The organism is Luteitalea sp., from assembly GCF_022842525.1.
Classification (GTDB): Bacteria; Acidobacteriota; Vicinamibacteria; order Vicinamibacterales; family Vicinamibacteraceae; genus Luteitalea.
In genome coordinates this window covers 1-22,273 of the sequence record NZ_JALHPM010000013.1, presented here as the reverse complement: position 1 = coordinate 22,273, position 22,273 = coordinate 1, and the positions used below count along the sequence as shown (strand labels likewise).

Sequence of the window (22,273 nt, the reverse complement as noted above, 5' to 3'; positions counted from 1 at the left end):
GTCGACCTGCTGCGAGCCCTGCGGACGCCGCCGGAGACCGCCGAGGTCATCGTGTTGGCGGCCACCGACCCGGCCAACCCGTACGGCGCGCTGGTGAAGTGGCCCGAGGCGCCGGATCAGGCGGCGGGTCGCGGCCCCACACGCAGCGTCGGCGCACGCGTCGTGCTGGTGGACGGACACCTCACCGCGTGGATCGCCCGCGGACTTCGCTCGCTGCTGGTCTGGCTGCCGGAGCACGATCCCGACCGCAGCCGTCACGCCGATGCCCTCGCCCGCGTGCTGCCGATGACCGGGACCGACCGCGACCATCGGTCGGCATCGATCACGATCGCCGAGGTCAACGGCGGCCCGGCGCTGGACGCGCCGATTCGCCCGTTCCTCGAAGCGGCGGGGTTCGTCGCGACGTCGCAGGGCCTGCAACTGCGCGATACGGCCACGGCCGCACCGGCCATGCCACGCCAGCGACGCCCGGGTCGGTGGGACAGCACCGCGCCGGTCGAGACGCTGCCCGACGTCGCCGACGAGGATCTGGCGCCCATCCGCTGGCCCCGGCGGAGTTGACGAGCGCCCTTGATGCCTGAAGGCGACACGATATTCCGCGCCGCGCGCACGCTGCACCGCGGGCTGGCCGGCAAGGTGGTGACCCGCTTCGAAACCCAGTACGCCCAGATCGCCCGCGTCCATGACGATGCGCCGATCACCGGACGACGGGTCGAGAAGGTCGAGGCGAGGGGCAAGCACCTGCTCATGTACTTCTCGGCAACCGCCAACCGGGAGCCGGGAACCGCCAGCCTGCCCTGGCCTGCCGGAAGCGCACCCGAGCGGGAATCGGCACGCGGTCGCGCCGGTGCTGCGGTGGTGCTGCGCACGCACATGCTGATGTCGGGCTCGTGGCACATCTACCGGACCGGCGAGCGCTGGCAGCGCTCCCCTGTCTCGGCGCGCCTCGTCGTCGGCACTGCGGACTACGTCGCCGTCGGCTTCTCGGTGCCGATCGCCGAGTTCGTCCAGGCCGACGACCTCGACACCGACGAGGCGCTGTCACGGCTCGGTCCCGACGTCCTGGCCACGGACTTCGACGGCGACGTCGCCCACGTCCGCCTGGCCACCAGCACACGCCCGACCGTGGCCGAGGCCCTGCTGCAGCAGCAGGCGGTGGCTGGCATCGGCAACGTCTTCAAGAGCGAACTGCTCTTCCTCGCCAGCGTCTGGCCCTTCCTGCCGCCAGCCAGCGTCACCGATGCGCAATGGGCCCGCATGCTGCGTGATGCCCGCGCGCTGCTGAAGGCCAACGTCCTCGACCCGGCCGACACCGGCGTCCTCACCTGGCGTGGCATGCGCCGCACGACCGGGCGAATGCATCCGGGGCAACGGCTGTACGTCTATGGCCGCCACGGCAAGCCGTGCCGCCGCTGCGGCACCACGATCGAGATGCGTCATCACGGCGAGCACAACCGCTCGACGTACTGGTGCCCCGCCTGCCAGCCTGCGCCCGCCACGCCGCCACGCTGACCGCTCCGGTTCCGTTGCGCCACTGTGCTACTTGTGACACATTGGAGCGATGCGCATGGCTGGCGTCAGGGAAGCACGACAGGAACTGACAGGTCTGCTGGAGGAAGTGCGGAGGGGCCGCGAAGTGACGATCACCGATCGCGGCCGGCCCGTGGCGCGGTTGGTCCCCGTCTCGGAGCGGCAGCCGTTCCCGGACCTGGCTCGGGTGCGTGCGTCCAGCCACGGCAAGCAGGTGCGTCTGTCGGAGGCCGTGCTCGCGGATCGCGAGGACCGGCAGTGAGTCGCCCCATCCCGGTGGACTCCTGGGCGTGGCCCGTGTACCTCGACACCAGCGCGCTCGTGAAGCTGTTCGTCGACGAGCCGGAGAGCGATGCCCTGAACGCCGAGCTCTCGGCCGTGGGCGAGGTCGTGCTCTCGGACCTGGCGATGACAGAACTGGCATCGGCGCTGGCCCGACATGTGCGCGAGAAGGTGTTCACCGTCGCCCAGGCCAGGCGCCTCTACGGCCACGCCGAACGCCTCGTCGCCTCGTGCCGTTTCGTCGAGTCGACGCCGCCCGTGCACCGACGCGCCGCGCGCCTGCTGCTCACCTCGACGCAGGTACCGCTGCGGACACTGGACGCCATCCACATCGCGCTCGCCATCGAGGCGGATGTCGCCACGCTGGTGACCTTCGACCCTCGTCTCCGTGAGGCCGCCGCGAGCCAGGGTCTGTACACCGCCCCGTCGTGACGAGGAAGAGGTGTGTCGGATAGGCTAGCGCTCGCATGCGCCACGCCCGTCTCCGCCTTGACCACCGCCTTGTGTTCGGCCTCATGGCGCTCGCCCTCGTGGCGGCGGTCCCGGCCGCCGTGGCCCAGGACCGCCGCGCCACGCTCGCAGATTTCCGGTACGACAGCACCATTCCCACGCTGAAGCAGGTCGTCGGTCACGACCATGGCGAGGAAGTCACGTCGCCCGAGGAGATTGCGGTGTATCTGCGGGCACTCGCCGCGGCCGCGCCGTCCCGCACACGTCTGGTCGAGTACGGCCGGACGTACGAGGGGCGTCCGCTGCTCCTGCTCGCCATCGCCACGCCCGCTCGCATCGCCGCGCTCGACACCATCAAGCAGGACCTGCGGCGCCTGGCCGATCCGCGCCTCCCCGGTATCGACACCGAGGCCCTCATCGCCCGCACACCGGTCGTGGTGGCGCTGCTGCACAGCGTGCACGGCAACGAGATCTCGCCGGCCGGTGCCGCCCTGCTCGAGGCCTGGCACCTGCTCGCCGCGGAGAACGACCCGCGGACGACCGCGATCCTGAAGGACGCCATCGTCCTCATCGATCCGTTGCAGAACCCCGACGGGCGTGGACGCTTCGTGCAGTCCACACGCACCGGACGGGCGTCACGGCCCGATGCCTTCGCCCTGTCGGCCGAGCACGACGAACCGTGGCCCGGCGGTCGTGCCAACCACTACCTGTTCGATCTGAATCGCGACTGGTTCGCGCAGACGCAGCCCGAGAGCCGCGGACGCGTCGCCGCGATGCTCGAGTGGATGCCGCACGTGGTGGTGGACCTGCACGAGATGGGCGGCGAGAGCACGTTCTACTTCCCGCCGTCGGCCGAGCCCGGCAACCGGCACACGACGCCCTCGCAGTACGCCGCGCTCGAGATGTTCGGTCGGTCTCTCGCCAACGCGTTCGACACGCGCGGCTTCCCGTATTTCACGCGCGAGGTCTTCGACGCCTTCTACCCGGGCTACGGCGTCTCGTGGCCGATCGCGCAGGGCGCCATCGGCATGACGTTCGAGAAGTCGTCGGCCCGCGGACTCGCCTACCGGCGCGACGATGGCACCCTGCTCACCTACATGGACGGCATCGTCGAGCACTTCACGGCGGCGATGACCACCGCACACACGGCCGCGACACACCGCGAGCGACTGCTGCGCGAGTTCGTCGCCTTCCGACGCAGCGCCATCGACGAAGGCCAGCGCAGCACCGTCCGCCAGTACGTGCTGCTCGCGAACGGCGATCCCGGCCGGGCACGGCACCTGGCCACCCTGCTCCACCGCAACGGCATCGAAGTTCAGCAGACGACGGCCGCGGCGACGCTGCAGGGCCGGACCATTCCCGCGGGCACGCTGGTGGTGCCGCACGCGCAGCCGTCCGGACGCCTGGTGCGCAATCTGCTCGACGAGCGAACGGAGATGCCGGAGGACTTCGTCAAGGCACAGGCGGCGCGCCGCCTGCGTCGCCTGCCGGATCAGATCTACGACGTCACCGCCTGGAGCCTGCCGCTGCTGTACGACATCGAGACGTTGCGCCTCGCGCAGCCGATCGACGTCGGCACCACGCCGTGGACGCCGGCGGCTCTCACGCCCGCACCCGTGCCGTCCGCCCGTGTCGCCTGGCTGCTGCCATGGAGCGCCTCGACGGCGTCCACCGTCGCCGCGGCGCTCGACCAGGGCGTCAAGGTGAGCGTCGCCGGGCAGCCCTTGACGATCGGCGGACGCACGTGGCCCCTCGGCACCGCCGTGGTGCGCGTCGCCGGCAACTCGGCCGACACGGCGACCAGACTCGCCACGATCGTCGCCACCACCGGCGCCGAGATCGTCGGTCTGGACAGCGGCTTCACCGAGACCGGCATCTCGCTCGGGAGTGGTCAGGTGCGCGCCCTGAAGGCGCCGCGTGTGCTGCTGGCGTGGGACGCGCCGACGCAGAGTCTGTCGGCCGGGTGGGCCCGCTACGTCCTCGAACGCCGCTTCGGCATCGTCCCGAGTGCGGTGCGCGTCGGCACGCTGCCACGCGTCGACCTCACCGACGTCGACGTCGTCGTCCTGCCGTCCGGCGCGTACGCGGGTGCCATCGGCGGCGACACGCTCCGCAAGCTGAAGGACTGGATCAGCGCGGGCGGCACGCTCGTGGTGATCGGTGAGGCGACACGCTGGGCGCTTGGTGACGCCGTCGGACTGCTCGGGACGTCAGCCGAGTGGAAGGACGGCACGCCGATCAAGGACGGCCCGCCGCCTGCCCCGGCGCGACCGGCCGCGACCAGCCAGCCCCTCGATCTGGCCAGGGCCATCGAACCGGCGCGAGAACTGCCGACGCTGGTGCCAGGCGCCATCGCCAACACGGTGGTCGACACCGAGCACTGGCTGGCGAGCGGACTCGACGACTCCGTGGCCGTCAGCGTGCAGGGCCAGCGCGTCTTCTCGCCGATCACGCTGGACAAGGGTCGCAACGTCCTGGTGTTCGCGCCGAAGGATCGCCTCGTCGCCAGCGGCATCTTCTGGGAGGAGTCGCAGCGCCAGTTGCCGGGCAAGCCGTACCTGATGCATCAGCCGACGGGACGGGGGCATGTGATCGCCTTTGCCGACGACCCGAACAACCGCGCCTTCGCGGAGGCCACGCAGCTGCTCTTCCTCAACGCGGTGCTGCTGGGGCCGGCCATGTAGCGCCGCCCCGGTTCACGCCGGCTCTGCGGCGACGGGCGCGCCCCCGACGATGGTGCGAGCGGCGAGGTAGATCAGGAGCCCGACGGGTCCCACGAGCAGCGTCAGCACGAGCACGGGCGACACCCACCACGCGGAGTAGCCGCGCGCTCGGGCATCGAGGTAGATCCATCGACCGACGAACAGGTCGAACGCCACGAAGTGGGCCCAGGCCAGTGTCGTCCCCGTCGGCGTGCCGAGCAGGCCCATGATGCGAGCCTGCACGGGGTTGACCACCTCCGGCAGGATCATGGTGGCCACCGGCAACAGCGTGATGAGGTACAGCACGGCCGGCGGCGCGACGATCCACGGCGAGGCGATGAGGCGACGCGTGACGGTCCACGCGGGCAACAGCACCATCAACAGCCAGAACGGCAGGACAACGAGATTGCAGAGTTCGAACACGGTCATGCGGCCGCCTTGCGAAACCGGATAGTGAGCCGGGAAACCGGCCTAGTATGCTCCCGTTCATGGCCACCACGGCTCATGCCCCCGTCACGCTCGATGGCGCGCAGTTGCGCGCGCTGGTCACCCACATCGACACGTCGCTCGGCGACAGCGGCCGCCCCAGCGTGGCCTCGATGGCCGCCGCCCTCGGCCTGGCGCCCGTCGTCCTGCGGCAACGCCTCGAGGCCACGCTGGGCATCGGCCCGCGCGCCCTGCTGACCGGCCGGCAGCTCACCCGGTTGCGCGAGCGCCTGCTCGAGGGCGCCGAAGTCACCGACGCGATGTACGACGCCGGCTACGGCTCGTCCTCTCGCCTCTACGAACAGGCGCAGGCCGCGCTCGGGATGACGCCAGGCGCGTACCGGCGCGGCGGCGCCGGCATCCACATCGGCTGGACGACGGCGGAGACGCCGCTCGGGCTCGTGCTGGTCGCGGCGACGACGCATGGGGTGTGCGCCGTGTACCTGGGCGACACCGAAGAGGCCCTGCTGGCGGCCCTCGAGGCCGAGTTCCCCCGGGCGACCCTCTCCCCCGGGGTCGATCGCGGCGAATGGGTGGCAGCCGCGGTGGCCGTGGCCAGCGGCCAGCCTGGCCACGACGTGCCGCTCGATCTGCAGGGCACGGCGTTCCAGCAGCGGGTGTGGCAGGCGCTGCGCCGCATCCCGCGAGGCGAGACGCGCACCTATGCGCAGCTGGCAACGATGATCGGCGCCCCGACGGCCGTGCGCGCCGCCGCACGCGCCTGCGCCACCAACAAGGTCTCCCTCCTCGTCCCCTGCCACCGCGTCGTCGGCAGCAATGCGTCATTGACGGGTTACCGGTGGGGCGTGGAACGGAAGCGGCGGCTGATCGAGCTGGAGCGCGCGGCGCGGACTACCTGACGAGTGCGATCGCGTCGGGGTCGGCACCGGCCCAGAGCGCACGGGCCTGGGCCAGCGTCTCGTCGGCCTCGCGGACGAACCCCTGGCGGCGATAGGCGGCGGCAAGTCCGATGCGACTCTGGACGCGCCGGGGCCACTCGACGAGCAGGTCCCGGTACCGCTCGCTCGCGGCGGCCGGACGGTCCGTCGTCAACAGCAGGTCCCCTTCCAGTTCCCGGGCCAGGATCACGGGCCAGCGGAACTCGTCGTCGGCCATCAGGCGGCGTTCGAGGTCGTGCGCCGCGTCGAGCAGCAACTGCATCTCGTCGCGCTCGTACTGCGCCCCGGCCATGGCCGCCTGGACCAACAGGCGCGCGTGCTCTTCAGCGCTGAGGGGCCCGGCCTGACGCGCCAGGGCATCCAGACGGACGAGTTCGGCACGAGCCCGCGCCTGCAGGTCGGCATCCTGCTGCGCCCAGGACGCCCGTGCCGTCGCCACCCCACGCAGCAGCGGGCCCACCCAGGGCAGCACCTCTTCGTCGGGCAGGACGACGGCGCCGAGGTCGGCCCACCGCCCGGCATCGGCGAGACGGGTGGCCTCGAGGCGGACGACGAGTGCGCGCCAGGCTTGCCGATGGGTCACCGGGACCAGCACGGCCGCGGCGCGTGCGGCGCCGAGGCGGCGGTCGGCATCGCGCCAGCGGCCCTCGTCCAGGTCCTGGCGCGCGCAGCGGGACAGGGTCAGGCGGGCCACGGCCATCACGGGGGCCGCGTCCACCCGCGGTGCGGCTGACGGCGCCGCGCAGACGGACGGCGACGCGGATGAGGTCGGGGGTGCGGGTTGTCTGCCCGAGACCACCCCGGCGGCCAGCGCCAGCAGAACCGTGGGCACCGCCACCGCGGCGCGGGGCGCCAGGCCAGCCATGCCGGGATTATGGCCCGTCGGGATGGTAAGGTGGGGCCATGACCTTACCAGCAGGGCTCTACGCCCACTTCACCACCAGCGAGGGCGCCTTCACCGCCAGACTGTTCGAAGAAGAGGCCCCCAAGACGGTGGCCAACTTCTCCGGCCTGGCCGACGGCAGCATCCAGTGGCAAGACCCGGTCACGCGCCAGCCCATCCGGCGGCCGTTCTACAACGGGCTGATCTTTCATCGCGTCATCGACGGCTTCGTGATCCAGGGCGGCTGCCCCATGGGCAACGGCATGGGCGGTCCGGGCTTCAAGTTCGAGGACGAGTTCCATCCGTCGCGGCGCCACAGCAAGGCCGGCATCCTGTCGATGGCCAACGCCGGTCCGGGCACCAACGGCAGCCAGTTCTTCGTCACGCTCGGACCGACCCCGCACCTCGACGACCGTCACTCGGTCTTCGGTGAGGTCATCTCGGGGATGGACGTCGTCTCGCGCATCGGCCACGTCCCGACGGGCCGCGGCGATCGCCCGGTCAAGGACGTCGTCATCGAGTCGCTCAAGATCGAACGCGTCCCGGCCACCACGTAGCGTTGTCGGGCCTTCGGCCCTCCTTCTCAATGCCGCGATGCTGAATGCTGAATGCCGTACCGCTCCATGAGCGCGTCGGCATTCCTGGCATTCGGCATTCCGGCATTCCGGCATTCCGTCTACCCCAGCACATCCTTCACCCTGCCCAGCAGCCGATCCGGCGCGAAGGGCTTCTGCAGGAACGGGCGTCCGGCGTCGATGATGTCGCGCTGCACCACGGCGTGGTCAGCGTATCCAGACATGAACAGGACCCGGATGTCCGCGCGCTCGGCCGACACGCGCTGGGCCAGTTCCAGGCCGTTCAGGCCGGGCATCACCACGTCGGTCAGCAGCAGGTCGATGACCCCGCCGTGTTGTGAGGTGAGCAGCAACGCCTCCTCGGCATCCTGCGCCGAGAGCACGATCATGGACTCGGCCTCCAGCACGCGTCGCACCAGCCGCAACACGGAGGCTTCGTCCTCCACCACGAGCACCACTGCAGGCCCGGTGCGCAGGCTGGCGGGACGCTCCGCGACGACCAGCGACGACGGCAGGTCCGCTGCCGAATCGGTGTAGCGCGGCAGGACGATCTCGACGCGCGTGCCCGACCCGGGCACGCTCTCCAGCGTCACGGCGCCGCCGGTCTGCCGGACGATGCCGTACACCGTCGGCAGACCGAGGCCCTGCGCCAGGGGCTTGGTCGTGAAGAACGGATCGAAGGCGGCGGCCTGCGTCGCCGCGTCCATGCCGGTGCCCGTGTCCCACACCGTCACGAACACCACCAGCCCGCTGCGCATGTCCAGCGCGCGCGCCCGCTCGTCGTCGAGCTGGCCGCGGCGGACGTCGACGCCGAGCGTGCCGCCATCGGGCATGGCATCGCGGGCGTTGGCCGCGAGGCCGAAGATGGCCTGCTCGATCTGGCCGGGATCGGCGAAGACCTCGGCCGGCTCCTCGGGGACGGTGATCGCGACCTTGACCTGCTCGCCCATCAGCCGCGACAGCATCTTGGGCATCTCGCCGAGCATCATGCTGACGTCGACCACCTCGGGCTGCATGATCTGCCGGCGGCTGAAGGCGAGGAGCTGACGGGTGAGCGACGATGCACGAATGGCGGCGTTGCGAATCTCGTGGAGGTCGAAACGGCGGACGTCGCCGTTGTCGAACTGCGTATCGAGCAGGTCGCAGTAGCCCACCACGGCCGTCAGCAGATTGTTGAAGTCGTGCGCGATGCCGCCGGCGAGCCGACCGACGGTATTGAGCCGCTGCGCCTGCCGGACCGACTCCTCGAGCTTGCGCTGGTGCGTGGCGTCCCGGAAGCGCCACAAGTGGGCGATGATCCGGCCTCCCACCTCGATCGGCGAGTGATCCCATTCGAGCGTGCGCCCGTCGGTCGTGGCGAGCGTCTCGTGCGAGCTGGCCACGAGGCTGGTCCGCCGGGCGGCGACGCGCGCCGAGAGTCCCACGGCGTCCTCGAAGGCCGCGAGCGCCGGCGACCACGCGCTGGCCCCCGGTCCTTCCTGCAGCGGCCGGAGCAGTCGGGTCGCATCGAACAGGGCCAGCCACGCGGCGTTGACCACTGCGACGCCGCCGTCGGCCGACTCGAGGCAGGCGGCTTCCTGCAGGTGCTCGATGACGGGGACGAACGGCGCGAGGGAGGAGGAGGGGGATCCGGTCCACATGATGGCGTTCAGCTCGTGCACGCCCACTGCCGCGACAGACGATCGACGCGCGTGAGCAGGGTTTCGTGCAGCAGGACGTTGATCACGACCAGGACGGCCACGCCCAGGAACGTGCGCCCGGTCGTCGCATAGAGGTACGGCCGCCAGAACGGAATGGTGGAGATGATCACCATCGTCGGCACCATCAGCAGCAGGAGCGCCATCGAGCGCGTGCCCTGGCGGGTCGGCTGCGAGAACGGCAGCGACGGGTTCACCAGCAGGTCGGCCGTCAGCAGCGCGTGCGAGATCAGGCCGATCACGAGGCCGTGCATGAGGAGTTCGAGCGGCGGACGCGGGTACATCCAGCCGAGCAGCAGCATGACGAGCACGAGATACGGCACGAGAAACCGCGACACGACCGTGTTCTTCAGGGCGACGACGATCTCGTCGAAGGGCATCGGCGCCGCGTGAAAGACCCAGGACGCTCGCCAGGCCTCGCTGTACACGAGGAACTGCCGCAGCATCACCGGGAAGAAGAGCACCGCGTAGTAGACCAGCAGCGGCTCACGCCTCAGGACCTCCGGGCCGTCGGCGTCGCTGAAGCCGGCCAGCAGGTAGATCACGGTCAGCGGCAGGATGCCGAGGACGCCGAGGCGGAACTTCTGGTCGGTGCGGAACTGGGCGCCCGCCAGCAGACCGACGGCGTGATGCGCCGGCCCGAAGATCAGATACGGCACGGGACGCTGGCTGGCGACACCGCCGGGCCGATCGACGAACATCGTGGACAGGCGCTCGGCATAGGCCAGCGACAGCCGGCTCCGCACCAGCAGGCCGGCGACCACCAGCAGCACGAGAGGCGCGGCAGCCGCGAGGCCGTCGGCGCCCGAGGCACGACCTTCCGCCAGTTCGATCCACGCCGCGAACCACGCCGCCGGGTTGACGTAGATGAGGGCCGTCTTCTCGAGACGCACCGCGTCCAGCGCCTGGGTGGTGCGCGACAGCAGGAAGAAGCCGCCGATGAAGACGAACGACAGCAGGAACTGGACGTAGCCGAGTGCGCGATGGAGCCGCGCCGCGGGAATGACCTGCACGAGGGCGAGGAAGAGCAGGATCACGAGCAGCGGCACGAGCACGGCACACATCGCGGCCGCGGCGATGCTGACGACCGCGCCGGCCACCGACCCGCCGCCATCCCTGAACAGGTAGGCCAGCGCCGGCAGGGCGGCAAAAGGCGCCGTCAACATCAGCGAGAACCCGATCACGGACGTCAGGCGGGCCACGAAGAAGGTCCGGCTGTCGATCGGCCGCGGGGCCAGTTGCACATGGTCGTCCGGCGACAGCACCACGCCGGTGAAGTCCACGAGCAGCGCCAGACCGAGCGTGGCCAGCAGCAGCGTGTAGTAGATCGTGCTGGTGGCGAAGACGTTGGGCAGCACCGTGATGAGGGCCGCGCAGAACGCGCCGTAGAGCAGTTGCGACACCAGCGCACCACCGAGGCTGCCCGCCGCGGCCCTGGCGAGGCCGATGCCCGTGCCCTTCATCTGTCGCACGTCGGTGATGAACGAGACCCACACGAGGGCTCGCCACTGCACCGGATCCACCCCGAGCAGCCGCGCCAGCACGGCCGTCACGCCCGCCACTCCAGCGACGACAACACCCCGGCCGTGGCGTCCTCGACGCTGCGGGCGCCGGTGAGCACGGCGAACGCCTGCTCCAGCGACGGCCTGCCGGTCTGGTGCGCGATGGCCTCGGGCGTGCCTTCGGCGATGGCGCGCCCCTTGTCGACGATGACGATGCGCGGGCAGAGCCGCTCGACGATGTCGAGCAGGTGCGAGCAGAAGAGGATGGTTCGCCCCTGCATCGCCAGACCGCGCAGCAGTTCCTTGAACACCAGCATGGCGTTGGCGTCGAGGCCGTTCAGGGGCTCGTCGAAGACGATGACGTCGGGCGCGTGCAGCAGGGCGGCGGCGATGAGCACCTTCTGCCGCATGCCCTTCGAAAACGTCACCATGCGCGCACCGCGCACGGGGTCGAGTTCGAACATCCGCAGCAGTTCCTCGATGCGCGGCTGGACGACCTCGGGCTCGAGCCGGTACAGCAGGGAGATGAAGCGGAAGTACTCGTCCGGCGTGAGCGCATCGTAGAGCGCCCCGGTTTCCGGTACGTAGCCGACGCGGCGCTTGACCTCGAGAGGGCTGGTCGCGATGTCGAACCCGGCCACCTCCACCTGCCCGCGTTGCAGCGGCAGGAGCCCGGTCAGGATCTTCACGGTCGTCGACTTGCCGGCTCCGTTGGGGCCCAGCAGCCCGAGCACCTCGCCCGCGCCCGCGACGAACGAGAGTCCCTGCACCGCCGGGGTCTCGCCGTAGGCGTGATGGAGGTCGGTGACGCGGATCACACTGCAGAGTGTATCGGGAACCGGGAACCGAGAACCGGGTAGGGCCCGTTCTCCGAACGGGCCGTCGTCGTCAGACCACCGTCCGCGCCCGGGAAGGATCGTGACGGCCGGCTCGGAGAGCCGGCCCTACCCACCTCGGGCAGTCCTACGGCCGTGGCGCCACCGGGGCGGACGGCGTGAGGAACTTCGTGTCCACGGCCATACGCTTGAGGAGGGCTTCGAAGCCCGCCTTGTCGACGGCCTTGACGTAGGCTTCCTCCGGCGCCACGAGCTTGTTCTTCACGAGGTCGGCCAGGGCGTCGTTGAGGGTCTGATTGCCCTGCGCCTTGCCGACCTGCATCATCGAGGGAATCTGGAACGTCTTGCCTTCCCGGATGAGGTTGCTGATGGCGGTGTTGACGATCAGCGTCTCGAGCGCGGCGATGCGGCCACCGCCGACCTTGCGACAGAGCGTCTGCGCGACGACCGCCTTCAGCGACTCACTCAGCATCACCCGGATCTGGCTCTGACGATCGGCCGGGAACTGGTCGATGATGCGGTCGACCGTCGAAGCCGCCGTGCTCGTGTGCAGCGTGCCGAACACCAGGTGCCCGGTCTCGGCCGTCTCGATGGCGATGGCCACCGTCTCGAGATCGCGCATCTCGCCGACCAGCACGATGTCCGGGTCTTCGCGCAGGGCCGCCCGCAGGGCGTCCTTGAACCCGTCGGTGTGCGTGTGCACCTCGCGCTGGTTGATCAGGCACTGCTTGTTGTCGTGGACGAACTCGATCGGGTCCTCGATCGTGATGACGTGGTCGTGACGGACGCGGTTGATGTAGTCCACCATCGCGCACAACGTCGTCGACTTGCCCGACCCCGTCGGACCGGTCACCAGCACGAGACCCTTGCTCAGGTGACAGAGCTGCAGCAGGTGCTGCGAGAGTCCGAGCTGCTCCGCGGTCAGAATCTGGCTCGGGATGACGCGGAACACGGCGCCCATCCCCTTGCGGTCCATGAAGATGTTGGCGCGGAACCGGGCCAGGCCCTGAATCTCGTAGGCGAAGTCGGTGTCGTGCCGGCGCTCGAACTCGGCGCGGTTCTTCTCGGGCGTGATCGGGGCGAGCAGGCGCCGGATGTCCTCGGCCGTGAGGTGCGGCGCCGTCTCCTCGATCGGCATCATCCGGCCGTCCTTGCGAATCATCGGCGGGACGCTGACGCTGAGATGCAGGTCGGACGCGCCCGTGTGCACCATCAGGTGGAACAGGCGGTTGACGGGCGGGTCCTGAACGACGAACGCGGGTGCCGGTGAAGCCATATCACCAACGCAATCGGCACGACCGCCGGAAAGCCGTAATCCGGCCTTCCGGCAATCGCGGCATCTACGGCATTCCCGGCATTCTCGGCATTCCCGGCATTCTCGGCATTCCTAGAACCCCACCCGCACCGCGAGCTGGACGATGCGGGGCAGCCCGGCGGAGGTGATCGACCCGAACTGCGCCGTGCCGAAGTTGGTGTTGGGATCGGCGTAGTTCGTGTGGTTGAACACGTTGAACGCCTCGGCCCGGATGTCGGTTGTGAAGCGCGGCAACGTGAACCGCTTGACCAGGCTCAGGTCCGTCGTCCAGTTGCCGGGGCCCCAGGCCGAGTTGCGCGGCGCGTTGCCCGCCGTGTTGAGCGCCGGCACCGCGTAGGCCCCGTTCGAGAGGTACGTCACCCGGTTGGTCGACGCGTCGCTCCCGGCGTTGGGGTCGCCGACGATGTCGGGCCGGAAGTAGCCGCCGTTGCGGTCGAGGAAGCTGTAGTTCTGACCCGTGTTGGGGTCGGTCCCGTTACGCGACATCGTCACGTTGACCGGCAAGCCGGTGCGAATCGACGTGATGCTGGAGATCTGCCAGCCGCCGACGACGGCGTCGAGCACCGGACTCATGTCGTTCCCCCACGCGCGGCCGCGGCCGACCGGGATCTGCCAGACCTGCGTGAAGGTGAAGCGGTGGCGGGCAATCTGGCCGTTGGGCCCGCGCTCGCCACGCATGACCTGATCGAGGTTGCTGTAGTCGGGCGCGAGGATCGTCTGCGCCCCCGAGCCGCCGGCGCCCCAGGCCCCGATCTCGTCCTCGGCGTTGGCGAACGTGTAGCTGCCCAGCAGGTACAGGCCGCCCGACATCCGCTTCTCGTACTTCAGCTGGAGGGAGTCGTAGACCGACTGTCCTTCGGTGATGTTGACGTCGATCTGGCGCCAGTTCGGGAACGGGCGGTTGGCGGCCACGGCGCCGTTGACCCCGAACGGCACGCCGTTGACCGGCACGTTGGCCAGCAGGTTGGCGCCGCGATTGCCGACGTAGGCCACCTCGAAGGTGGACTGCCAGGGCAACCGGAACTCCGTGGCGACGTTCCACTGCTGGATGGTCGCCGCCTGCTGGTCGATCTGCCGCGCCTTCACGCCGACGGTGCGCGAGTCGAAGTTGCTCGTCAGGCCGGCCGGAAACGGATCGGACAGACGGACCGGCGCCGGCGCCGTGTTGTTGACGCGCTGCAGCGTGGCGTCGACCAGCGTCGGCGGGTTGAGGGCGATGATCCCTTCGGAGCCGCGCATGTCCTCGATGGAGTAGAAGACCCCGTAGCCGCCCCGCACCACGACCCGCTCGGGCACCAGCTGCCACGCCACGCCGAGGCGCGGCGCGACGTTGTTGCGGTCGGTGTTCATCAGGTAGACGTCGTCGCCGGTCGGATAGACCAGCTGCCCGGACCGGAGGTCGAAGTTGATGTTCTGGTTCTCGCCGGCGCCGTAGTACGGCGTGCCGTACTCGTAGCGGAGTCCGGCGTTGATCGTCAGGTTCGGCGTGACCTTGATGTCGTCCTGGATGAAGCCCGAGAAGACCTCCTGGCGCCAGTCGATGACCGGCACGGTGGTGGCGTTGAGGCTGAACACCGAACCGAGCAGGAGGTCGGCGATGTCGTCGCCGGTGTACTCGCCGGTGAAGCGGTACGCCGGGCTGCGGCGGCTGACGTCGAGCAGTTCGTTGCGCTTGAGGCGCATCTCGAATCCGGCCCGCAGACTGTGGTTGCCGAGCTGCAGCGACAGCGTGTCGAGCACCTGCCACGTGACGGGATTCTGGAACTGCGGCCGGAAGTTGCGGATGCCGAGGTCCTGGTAGTTGTTGAAGTCCATCAGCGGGATCCCGCCGGTGGTCAGGTACTCGGCCGGCAGCCCGACGAAGCCGAACTGGTCGGCCGTGATGTCGTTGGCCGCCGCATGGGCGAAGCGCGAGTGGGTGCGGTTGTAGCCGAAGCGCGCTTCGTTGACCATCCGCGCCCCGAAGATCTTGGTCCACCCGAGCCCCAGGCTCTGGTTGCGGTTGTACTGCTCGCCCTGGTTGCTCGTGCCCTCGCCCAGCGTCGGGAACAGGGCCTCGCGGAAGATGTCCTGCTGCAGGAAGCTGTAGCGGACGAACAGTCGGTCATCGGCGCCCGGGACGAAGTCCGAGCGGAGATCGAACTTGTGCGTGTTCTCCTGGCCCGGCCGCTGCCAGGCGTAGTTGTCGGCGACGCGGCCGCCAGCGACCACACGACCATCGCGGTTGGGTTCCGGGTACAGCCCGAGCACCTTGGCGCCGAGCGGATCCCAGCGCGCCTGCGGGATCGTGCGATTGGCGAACAGCTGCCCCGTGGCCGGGTCACGCACGTCGCCATTGAACACGCCCTGCCGCTGCGCGAGCGTCGGTACGGTCAGGATGCCCGTCGTGGTGAAGTCCTGACGGAACCCCTCGTAGGACCCGAAGAAGAACAGTCGGTTGCGCGCGATCGGCCCGCCGAAGGTGGCACCGCCCTGATGCCAGGCGAGGTCGTCCTTGCGGAGCCCGAAGGTGTTGGCATTCCACGACTTGGCTGCCAGCGAGGCATCACGGTTGAAGTACCAGCCCGAGCCGCGGACCTGATTGGTGCCCGACTTGATGGAGACGTTGACCACCGCGCCCGCCGATCGACCGAACTCGGCCGAGTAGCTGTTGGTCTGCACCTTGAACTGGTCGATCGAATCCGGGTTGGGCTGCACCACCTGCGCCGAGAGCGACTGCGCGTTCTGCGTGCCCTGGTTGTTGTCGAACCCGTCGAGCATGAAGTTGTTCTGCGTGTGGTAGTTGCCGTTGGAGACGAACCACCCGGGGCCGCGGGTCTCGATCGTCATCGTGCTGGGGCTCGTGCCGGGCACGAGCAGCGCGAGCTCGCTGTAGCGGCGTGCCGCCAGCGGCAGCTGCACCGCGACGTCGCCGGTCACCACCTGCCCGATCGAGCCGTCTTCGGTCTGCAGACTCGCCCGCTGGGCGGTGACCTGCACCGTTTCGGCCGCCGTGGCCGCATCGAGCGCGATGCGGACGAACTCGCGCTCGTTGACGTCGATGTCGACGCCGCGCAGGTCCACCGTACGGAAGCCCGACAGGGCGACGCGCACGTCGTAGCGGCCGCGCGTCAGCGGCGTGAACGTCACGTAACCTTCGCCGTCGGAGACGGCGTCTCGGGGCGCCTCCGTGCCGACGTTGCGCAGGGTCACCGTGGCGCCCGGCACGACGGCGCCGGTCTGGTCGAGCACGAGCACGCGCAGCGAGCCCGAGTCGCTCTGGCCTCGGACCGGCGTGGCCGAGGCGAGGCCAGCCAGGACGCACAGGATGCCGATCCACCGCGAGGTCGTGGATCGGCCGATGCTGGGGAGGAAGGATGGATGAGTCACGCCACCAGCGTCGCTGCCGCCCATCACGTCGGCGTGGCGTTCGCGTGACGTCCACGTGACGCCTCGTCCCGTTCTACACTCTCGCCATGTCGTTGTCCGCCCGTGTCGGAGCCCGAGTGCTCGTCGTCGTCCTTGCCTGCCTGTGGGGGGGCGCGCCACGTGCCCAGTCGCCGACGGTCGCCCCGGGGGCGCGCGTGCTGCTCGATGCCCACAACGCCTATCCGTACGAAGGGCGCTTCGCCGATCGCATCCGGCGCGCGCTCGCCACCGGCGTGCCTGTGGCCATCGAACAAGATCTGATTTGGCGCGTCGGCCCTGATGGGAAGGGCGAGTCGGTCGTCGGCCACGACGAGGACAAGGTCGCGGACGCCCAGACCTTCGAGGCGTACTTCTTCGGGACGCTCCGTCCGGTGATGGAGCAGGCGCTGCGCGCGGGTCGTCGCGATCAGTGGCCCCTCGTCGTGCTGAATCTCGACTTCAAGACCAACGAACCGGCGCACCACGCCTCCGTGCGGCAGTTGCTGTCGCGCCATCGCACGTGGCTCACGAGTGCGCCACGGACCGCGACGCCGGACGTGCTGGCGCCGCTGACGCTGGGGCCGTTGCTCGTGTTGACCGGGAGCAACGACGTGCAGCAGGCGAGCTTCCACGACTCGCTCGGCGAGGGCGACCCCGTGTGGCTGTTCGGCGCCTACGAAGCACCGCCGCCCCCGGGCGACACGGCGAAGGAGCGGGCCCTGGCGCTCGCGGGGATGTCTCCTGAGACGCTGATGCCCGCGCGCGCTACGAACTACCGCCGGTGGGTGAACTTCCCCTGGCTGGTGGTGGAGGCCGGCGGGCAGACGGCGGCGGGCGACTGGACGCCGGCCGACCGCGCCAGACTCGATGCGCTGGTGGGCCGGGCCCATGCGCTGGGCCTGCTCATCCGCTTCTACACCTTGAACGGCCACGCCCCGGCCGCCGACCAGGGATGGTCGAAGGGGTACAACTTCGGCAGCCTCGAGAGGGCCGCCGTCCGCTGGCGCGCGGCCCGCGCCGCCGGCGTGGACTTCATCGCCACCGACCAGTACGAAGCGTTCCGCGCGTCCACGGGAGAGTCACGTCCATGAACCTGTTCGCTGCCGCCCCATTTTCTCGCGCCCTCGTCGTCGCCCTCGTGACCGCCGGCGCCCTGTGCCTCGCGTCGCCAGGCGCGCGGGCCGACACAGACTCGAAGAAGGTGCGCTTCGATGCCGGCGAGACCGTGCCGGTGAAGCTGACCGTGCAGGGCATCGAGGTCGGCACCCTCCGCTTCAGCCTCGAGGGTGGCCTCAAGCTCAACCCATTCAAGAGCGGCAAGGGGCCACAGGCCTTCCTGACGGTGAAGAACACCGGCGCCACTGCCTTCGACTTCGGCATCGCCGTGGTCCTGTACGACGAGAAGGGCGCGGTCATCGCCGCCTCGGAAAGCAATCACCTGGGGGATCTCGACCCGGGTGAAGAGGGCGAGATCGAGGTGATGTTCCGCTATGTCAAGCGCAAGGTCTACGCCGCGAAGACCGTCGAGGTCATCCTCGAAACCCTGCCCCCAAGCTGAGGAGCTGCCCCTTGGGCCTTGGGCCTTGGGCCTTGGGCCTTGGGCCTTGGGCCTTGAGGCTTGGGCCTCGAGCCTGATTTCTGAGCCCTGAGCCCTGAGCCTTGAGCCCCTTCCAGACGACAACAGGCGAGCCCGGCTTGCGCCGAACCCGCCTGCTGCACTCCGACGAACCGGGGAAGGGGAAGGGGCCCGTCGAGAGATCGAATCAGAAGCCGATGCGCATGCCCATCTCGAACCGCCGGGCCTGCGCGGCTGCCGTGGGCTGACCGAAGCGGGGCGAGGTTTCCACCGCGGCGATGTTCGTGTAGTTCACCTGGTCGAACACATTGAACGTCTGCAGGTAGAGCTCGAGGCGCACGGCGCGGTCACTGCCGCCCATCGGACCGCCGAAGCCGCCACCCCCACCGGGTCCACGGCCCCCGCCGCCACCGGGCCCGCCCATGACGATGGGGCCGCCGCCAGGTCCCGTCGGCTGACGGGACGGGCCGAAGCCCCGGCTCCAGCTCAGGCGAAGGTCGGTGTTGCTCTGCCACGGCAGGCGGGCGGCGTTGCGGCCGAGGTCGGCGGGCCGCTCGTTGATGACGCCATCCTGGTTGGTGTCGAAGCCGGTCGTGATGTTGTACGGCCGCCCCGACTGGGCGCGCAGGTTGACGCCGAGACGCAGGCCCCAGAACAGCTCCGTGTTGAAGAAGCTGAAGATGCGGTGCCGGATGTCGTCGGCCGCCGGACCGTACTCGGCCTCGAGGTTCGTGCTGTCCACCGGCAGCGTCAGGGCGCTGTCGCTGTAGTTCTTGCGCTCGCCGAGCGTGTAGCCGAAGACGCCGAAGAGGCGGCGCGGCTGGTAGTTGAAGTTGAAGTTGACGTCGAGCCCCTGGCTCTCGGCCGACGCCGTCGTCTCGAGCAGCGAGATGTTGCCCAGCGTCGGATCCGGACGCAGGCCGCCCACCGGCTCGTTGATGTTGCGGGCGCGGAACTGGTTCCAGCCGTACTGGTTGAAGTAGTTGGCGCGCAGCCGCAACCAGCTGAGGATCTGCTGCTCGACGCCGAGCGAATAGCGCCGCACCGTCGGCATGTTCAGGTCGTCACCGACGCGGACGATGCTCGGGTTGATCGGCACGATGACGACGCCGTCGCCGAGGAACGGGTTCGGGAAGCCCGGGTTGCGGACGATGGTGTCGAACTGTCGCGTGCCGTCCTGGCGCAGGACGTTCTCGTAGAGGCTCGTCTCGTACCAGTCGTAGAAGATGCCGGCGCCGGCGCGCACCGTCGTCTTGTTGCTCTTGAACGGCGACCAGGTCATGCCCGCCCGCGGCGCGACGTTCATCTTGTCGTCGATCAGCGTCTGCGCCTCGTAGCGGGCGCCGAACGACAGCAGCAGGTTCTTCTTGAAGCGGTAGTCGTCCTGGATGAACAGCCCGGCCTCGGTGTTGCGGTATTCGACGTACGGGTCGCCCGCGCGGACCGTGTAGTTGTTGGGGCGCCCGGCCTCGAACGCCGCCAGCGTCGGGAAGGTGAACGTGCCGGCGAAGTTGCGCAGCTCGTCGCCGATGTAGTTGCCGGTGTCGATCTCGAAACCGGTGCGGATGCTGTGCTTCTTGCCGAGCGGGATGTCGAGGTTGTCGGCGATCTCGAGCTCCCAGAAGCGACGACCGCCCCGCACCTGCGCACCGCCGTCGGTGAAGGCATCCTGCACGCGGATCGTGGTGGCGTCACTCACCGAGCTCGACTCGGTCTCCTGCCACGAGTACTGCAGGCGGATCTCGTTGAGGTACTTCTTGGCAAACGACCCCACGTCGGACACGCGGACGCGGTTGGTGAAGCCCTCGCGGCTGAAGCCGCGCGTCTGCAGGTCGAAGTTGCCGATGCCGAGGTTCTCCGCGCTGTTGGTGTCGCGGTCGAACTGGAAACGCATCGTGTGCGTCTTGGTGAGCACGTGCTCGATGTTGAAATCGACGTTGAGGCGGTCGGACGGCTGGTTGACGAGGCTGTTGAGGCTGCCCGTCGGCGTGCTCGCGACGATCGTCTGGACGTCGTACTCGTTGTTGCTGCGGACGTTCAGCGAGAAGCCGGTACGCCCCTTGACGATCGGGCCGTCGATCGACCAGCCGTAGCGGTAGGTCTGTCCCTCGCCACGGACCGGCGAGAACGCGTTCTTCGAGTCGAGCTGGTTGTCGCGAAACCCGAACGTCATGTTGTTGCGGATCGGGCCGTTGCCCGGACGCGTGATGATGTCGACGCGCGGGAAGCCGGCGTTGTGGTTCTCGGCCGCGAACGGGTCGAAGCGGAAGCGGATCTCGCGGATCTGCGACTTGGGTGGCAACTGGCCGCCCTCGAAGCCGTTGACGCGGATGCGGGCACCCGGGCCGGCCAGCTGTTCGAGCTGCTGCTGCATCTCGTCCGGGTCGTCGGCCAGCGCCTCGATCTGCGACGAGCTGAGCGCCGTCGAGAACGAGTCGGTCACGGCGCGGTCGGACGTGTCCTGCTCGACGTCCACCTGTTCGACGAAGCCGGCGATCTCGAGGGTGATGTCCTGTTTCGTGTTGCGCCCGGCCCGCACCTGGAGTTCAGCCGCGACATTGGGCTCGAAGCCCGGGAACTCCGCCACGACGGCGTACTTGCCCGGCACCAGGGCCTGGAACGTGACGGTGCCCTTCTCGTCGGCCAGTTGCTGCTGGATCGCGCCGTCGGGCGCGGTCAGGTTGACGTTGGCCGCGGCGATCGCGGCACCGGTGGTGTCGTAGACGCTGATCGTCAGCGTCCCCGGGCGTTCCTGTGCCGCCGTGGCCGTCGTGAGCCCGGCGGCCATGAGGCACGCCACCAGGGTGGTGCGGAGGGTCTTCATGATCAGTTACTGGCCTTCTTCTGGAACTGCTCCGCCTTGAGCGGGACGTTCAGCTTGTACTTCTCGATGGTCCACACCTCCTGCACCTTCCCCTCGACCTGACGGGTGATCGTGTGCGGCAGCGTGACGCCGTCGACCTTCTTGAAATCGGTGTAGAAGACGTTGGCCTCGACCAGCGGCGGGGGCGGCTCGGCCTCGATCTTCTTGCGCATCTCCTCGAAGTACGCCCGTCGCTCCTCGTCGTTCTTGAACTGGGGCGGCGGCGTCCGCTGCACCATGCGCGGCTGGCGCATCATGTAGCTGAGCATCAGCGGACGATGCTCGGCCTGATCCACGAAGAGGCGGGCGCGGAAGTTGTCGGGCCCCGTCACGTCGATGACGTCGGCCACACCGTTGGGCGCCTCGGCTTCGGCCACGTGCGCGAAGGTCAGCGTCGAGAGGAGCGGCGATCCGGGCAGGATGCCGAGCAGCGTGCGATACAGGTCGGCCTTGATGCCGATGGCCGGGTCCTGCCGATTCGCGCCACCAGGACCACCGGCGCCCGGCGCCCCTGGCGCGCCACCGGGGCCACCCGGCCCGCCGAAGCGCATCATGAAGCCGCCCCCGCCGCCCATGCCGGTCATGTCACGAAAGGCGTCGGCACCATTGAGGGTCTGGGCGATCCGCGGCCCGGCCATGCCGTCGGGGCGCATCATCACCTGCACGACCTGGAAGGCGTCGGGCAGCATCGCCGCCAACTCGATGCCTCCGGTCATCTCGCGCTCGCCGAAGACACGGCGGGCTTCCCCCTCGGCGGTGAGCGACTTGAGGGTGGTCAGCTTGTCGCCGCCCATCGCCTTGGTCATGGCGGCGAGCACGTCCTTCGCCTTGGCGGGATCGCCCTTGGCGGGCACGGCCTGGCTGGCCGCCTCGGCCGCCGGTGCCGGCGCCTGCGCCATCGCCACGCCCGTCGCCGCCACGCTCACCCACGCGGTCATCGCCGCGGTCCTCAAGATCTGCTGCTGCATATGGTTGCCCTGTCCCCTCATGGCCCTGTCGGCCCTTCCTGCCCGTGTCGCACTTCTCGCACTTTTCGTACTTTCGGCCAGGCCCCTTCCCTTGGGCTGCAAACCATTGGACGATCCCTGCAGGGCCGCAGTGGTTAAGTGGCCGTCAAAAGATTGTTAAGGATGAAAAAAGACGCGATCGCAGTGGTGGGCGCCGGCGCCGCCGGCCTGATGGCCGCCATCGCGGCCGCCCGCGCGACCCCGCACGTGCCGGTGGTCGCCTTCGACGGGGCCCCGCGGCTCGGCGCCAAGATCCTCATCGCCGGCGGCGGACGCTGCAACG

At 69.4% G+C, this 22,273-nt stretch carries 19 protein-coding genes; 10 read left to right on the top strand and 9 right to left on the bottom strand.

The window, feature by feature from the left end; genetic code table 11:
- The 5 genes from Q0C41_RS04610 to Q0C41_RS04590 all read left to right on the top strand — a co-directional run.
- Window positions 1–561, top strand: a 561-nt coding sequence (locus Q0C41_RS04610; RefSeq protein ID WP_291981352.1) for a hypothetical protein, incomplete at its 5' end; no start/stop codon positions are given.
- Between the two features lie 12 nt (window positions 562–573).
- Entirely contained in the window at window positions 574–1,512 is a 939-nt protein-coding gene (locus tag Q0C41_RS04605) for a DNA-formamidopyrimidine glycosylase family protein (RefSeq protein WP_291981350.1), read from the top strand.
- A gap of 55 nt (window positions 1,513–1,567) precedes the next feature.
- Window positions 1,568–1,792 (top strand): type II toxin-antitoxin system Phd/YefM family antitoxin, encoded by a 225-nt coding sequence (locus Q0C41_RS04600; RefSeq protein WP_291981349.1) that lies wholly within the window; start codon window positions 1,568–1,570, stop codon window positions 1,790–1,792.
- Window positions 1,789–2,244: a type II toxin-antitoxin system VapC family toxin gene (locus Q0C41_RS04595; protein WP_291981347.1), complete on the top strand. Its 456-nt coding sequence runs from the start codon at window positions 1,789–1,791 to the stop codon at window positions 2,242–2,244. Before Q0C41_RS04600 ends, Q0C41_RS04595 begins: the two co-directional genes overlap by 4 nt.
- Before the next feature lie 35 nt (window positions 2,245–2,279).
- Window positions 2,280–4,946, top strand: a complete 2,667-nt coding sequence (locus Q0C41_RS04590) for a M14 family zinc carboxypeptidase (RefSeq protein WP_291981345.1) — start codon at window positions 2,280–2,282, stop codon at window positions 4,944–4,946.
- A gap of 12 nt (window positions 4,947–4,958) precedes the next feature.
- Here the strand turns inward: Q0C41_RS04590 and Q0C41_RS04585 are convergent, their stop codons facing one another.
- On the bottom strand, window positions 4,959–5,393 hold the full coding sequence (locus Q0C41_RS04585; protein ID WP_291981343.1) for an ABA4-like family protein: 435 nt from the start codon (window positions 5,391–5,393) through the stop codon (window positions 4,959–4,961).
- A 59-nt stretch (window positions 5,394–5,452) separates the two neighbouring features.
- Here Q0C41_RS04585 and Q0C41_RS04580 point away from each other — a divergent pair, with 59 nt between their 5' ends.
- A complete protein-coding gene (locus tag Q0C41_RS04580; RefSeq protein ID WP_291981341.1) occupies window positions 5,453–6,310 on the top strand; it encodes a bifunctional transcriptional activator/DNA repair enzyme AdaA in 858 nt (285 codons plus the stop codon).
- Here the strand turns inward: Q0C41_RS04580 and Q0C41_RS04575 are convergent.
- Window positions 6,303–7,214: a hypothetical protein gene (locus tag Q0C41_RS04575; RefSeq protein WP_291981340.1), complete on the bottom strand. Its 912-nt coding sequence runs from the start codon at window positions 7,212–7,214 to the stop codon at window positions 6,303–6,305. The two genes, Q0C41_RS04580 and Q0C41_RS04575, sit on opposite strands and share 8 nt — an antisense overlap.
- A gap of 38 nt (window positions 7,215–7,252) precedes the next feature.
- Here Q0C41_RS04575 and Q0C41_RS04570 point away from each other — a divergent pair, with 38 nt between their 5' ends.
- Window positions 7,253–7,789, top strand: a complete 537-nt coding sequence (locus Q0C41_RS04570; protein WP_291981338.1) for a peptidylprolyl isomerase — start codon at window positions 7,253–7,255, stop codon at window positions 7,787–7,789.
- A 119-nt stretch (window positions 7,790–7,908) separates the two neighbouring features.
- Here the strand turns inward: Q0C41_RS04570 and Q0C41_RS04565 are convergent, their stop codons facing one another.
- From Q0C41_RS04565 to Q0C41_RS04545, 5 genes are all read right to left on the bottom strand, one after another.
- Window positions 7,909–9,447 carry a response regulator gene (locus tag Q0C41_RS04565; protein WP_291981336.1) on the bottom strand — a complete coding sequence of 513 codons (1,539 nt, stop codon included), beginning with the start codon at window positions 9,445–9,447 and terminating at the stop codon, window positions 7,909–7,911.
- 8 nt (window positions 9,448–9,455) lie between these two features.
- Window positions 9,456–11,057, bottom strand: a complete 1,602-nt coding sequence (locus Q0C41_RS04560) for a hypothetical protein (protein ID WP_291981335.1) — start codon at window positions 11,055–11,057, stop codon at window positions 9,456–9,458.
- Window positions 11,054–11,824, bottom strand: a complete 771-nt coding sequence (locus Q0C41_RS04555) for an ABC transporter ATP-binding protein (RefSeq protein ID WP_291981333.1) — start codon at window positions 11,822–11,824, stop codon at window positions 11,054–11,056. The genes Q0C41_RS04560 and Q0C41_RS04555 overlap by 4 nt, the downstream gene beginning before the upstream one ends.
- Window positions 11,825–11,969: 145 nt before the next feature.
- Window positions 11,970–13,118, bottom strand: coding sequence for a type IV pilus twitching motility protein PilT (locus tag Q0C41_RS04550; protein ID WP_291981331.1), 1,149 nt, complete (start codon window positions 13,116–13,118; stop codon window positions 11,970–11,972).
- Window positions 13,119–13,229: 111 nt separating this feature from the next.
- Window positions 13,230–16,526: a TonB-dependent receptor gene (locus Q0C41_RS04545; RefSeq protein WP_291981329.1), complete on the bottom strand. Its 3,297-nt coding sequence runs from the start codon at window positions 16,524–16,526 to the stop codon at window positions 13,230–13,232.
- 86 nt (window positions 16,527–16,612) lie between these two features.
- Between Q0C41_RS04545 and Q0C41_RS04540 the strand changes: the two genes are divergently transcribed.
- Together Q0C41_RS04540 and Q0C41_RS04535 are read left to right on the top strand one after the other, a co-directional pair.
- Window positions 16,613–17,635 (top strand): hypothetical protein, encoded by a 1,023-nt coding sequence (locus Q0C41_RS04540; protein WP_291981327.1) that lies wholly within the window; start codon window positions 16,613–16,615, stop codon window positions 17,633–17,635.
- Window positions 17,632–18,102: a hypothetical protein gene (locus Q0C41_RS04535; RefSeq protein WP_291981326.1), complete on the top strand. Its 471-nt coding sequence runs from the start codon at window positions 17,632–17,634 to the stop codon at window positions 18,100–18,102. Before Q0C41_RS04540 ends, Q0C41_RS04535 begins: the two co-directional genes overlap by 4 nt.
- Window positions 18,103–18,307: 205 nt before the next feature.
- Here Q0C41_RS04535 and Q0C41_RS04530 read toward each other — a convergent pair whose 3' ends face one another.
- Entirely contained in the window at window positions 18,308–20,944 is a 2,637-nt protein-coding gene (locus Q0C41_RS04530; protein ID WP_291981324.1) for a TonB-dependent receptor, read from the bottom strand.
- Window positions 20,945–20,946: 2 nt separating this feature from the next.
- Window positions 20,947–21,921 (bottom strand): hypothetical protein, encoded by a 975-nt coding sequence (locus Q0C41_RS04525; protein WP_291981322.1) that lies wholly within the window; start codon window positions 21,919–21,921, stop codon window positions 20,947–20,949.
- 192 nt (window positions 21,922–22,113) lie between these two features.
- Between Q0C41_RS04525 and Q0C41_RS31355 the strand changes: the two genes are divergently transcribed.
- The coding region (locus Q0C41_RS31355; RefSeq protein WP_367079127.1) for an NAD(P)/FAD-dependent oxidoreductase at window positions 22,114–22,273 on the top strand (160 nt) is incomplete at its 3' end.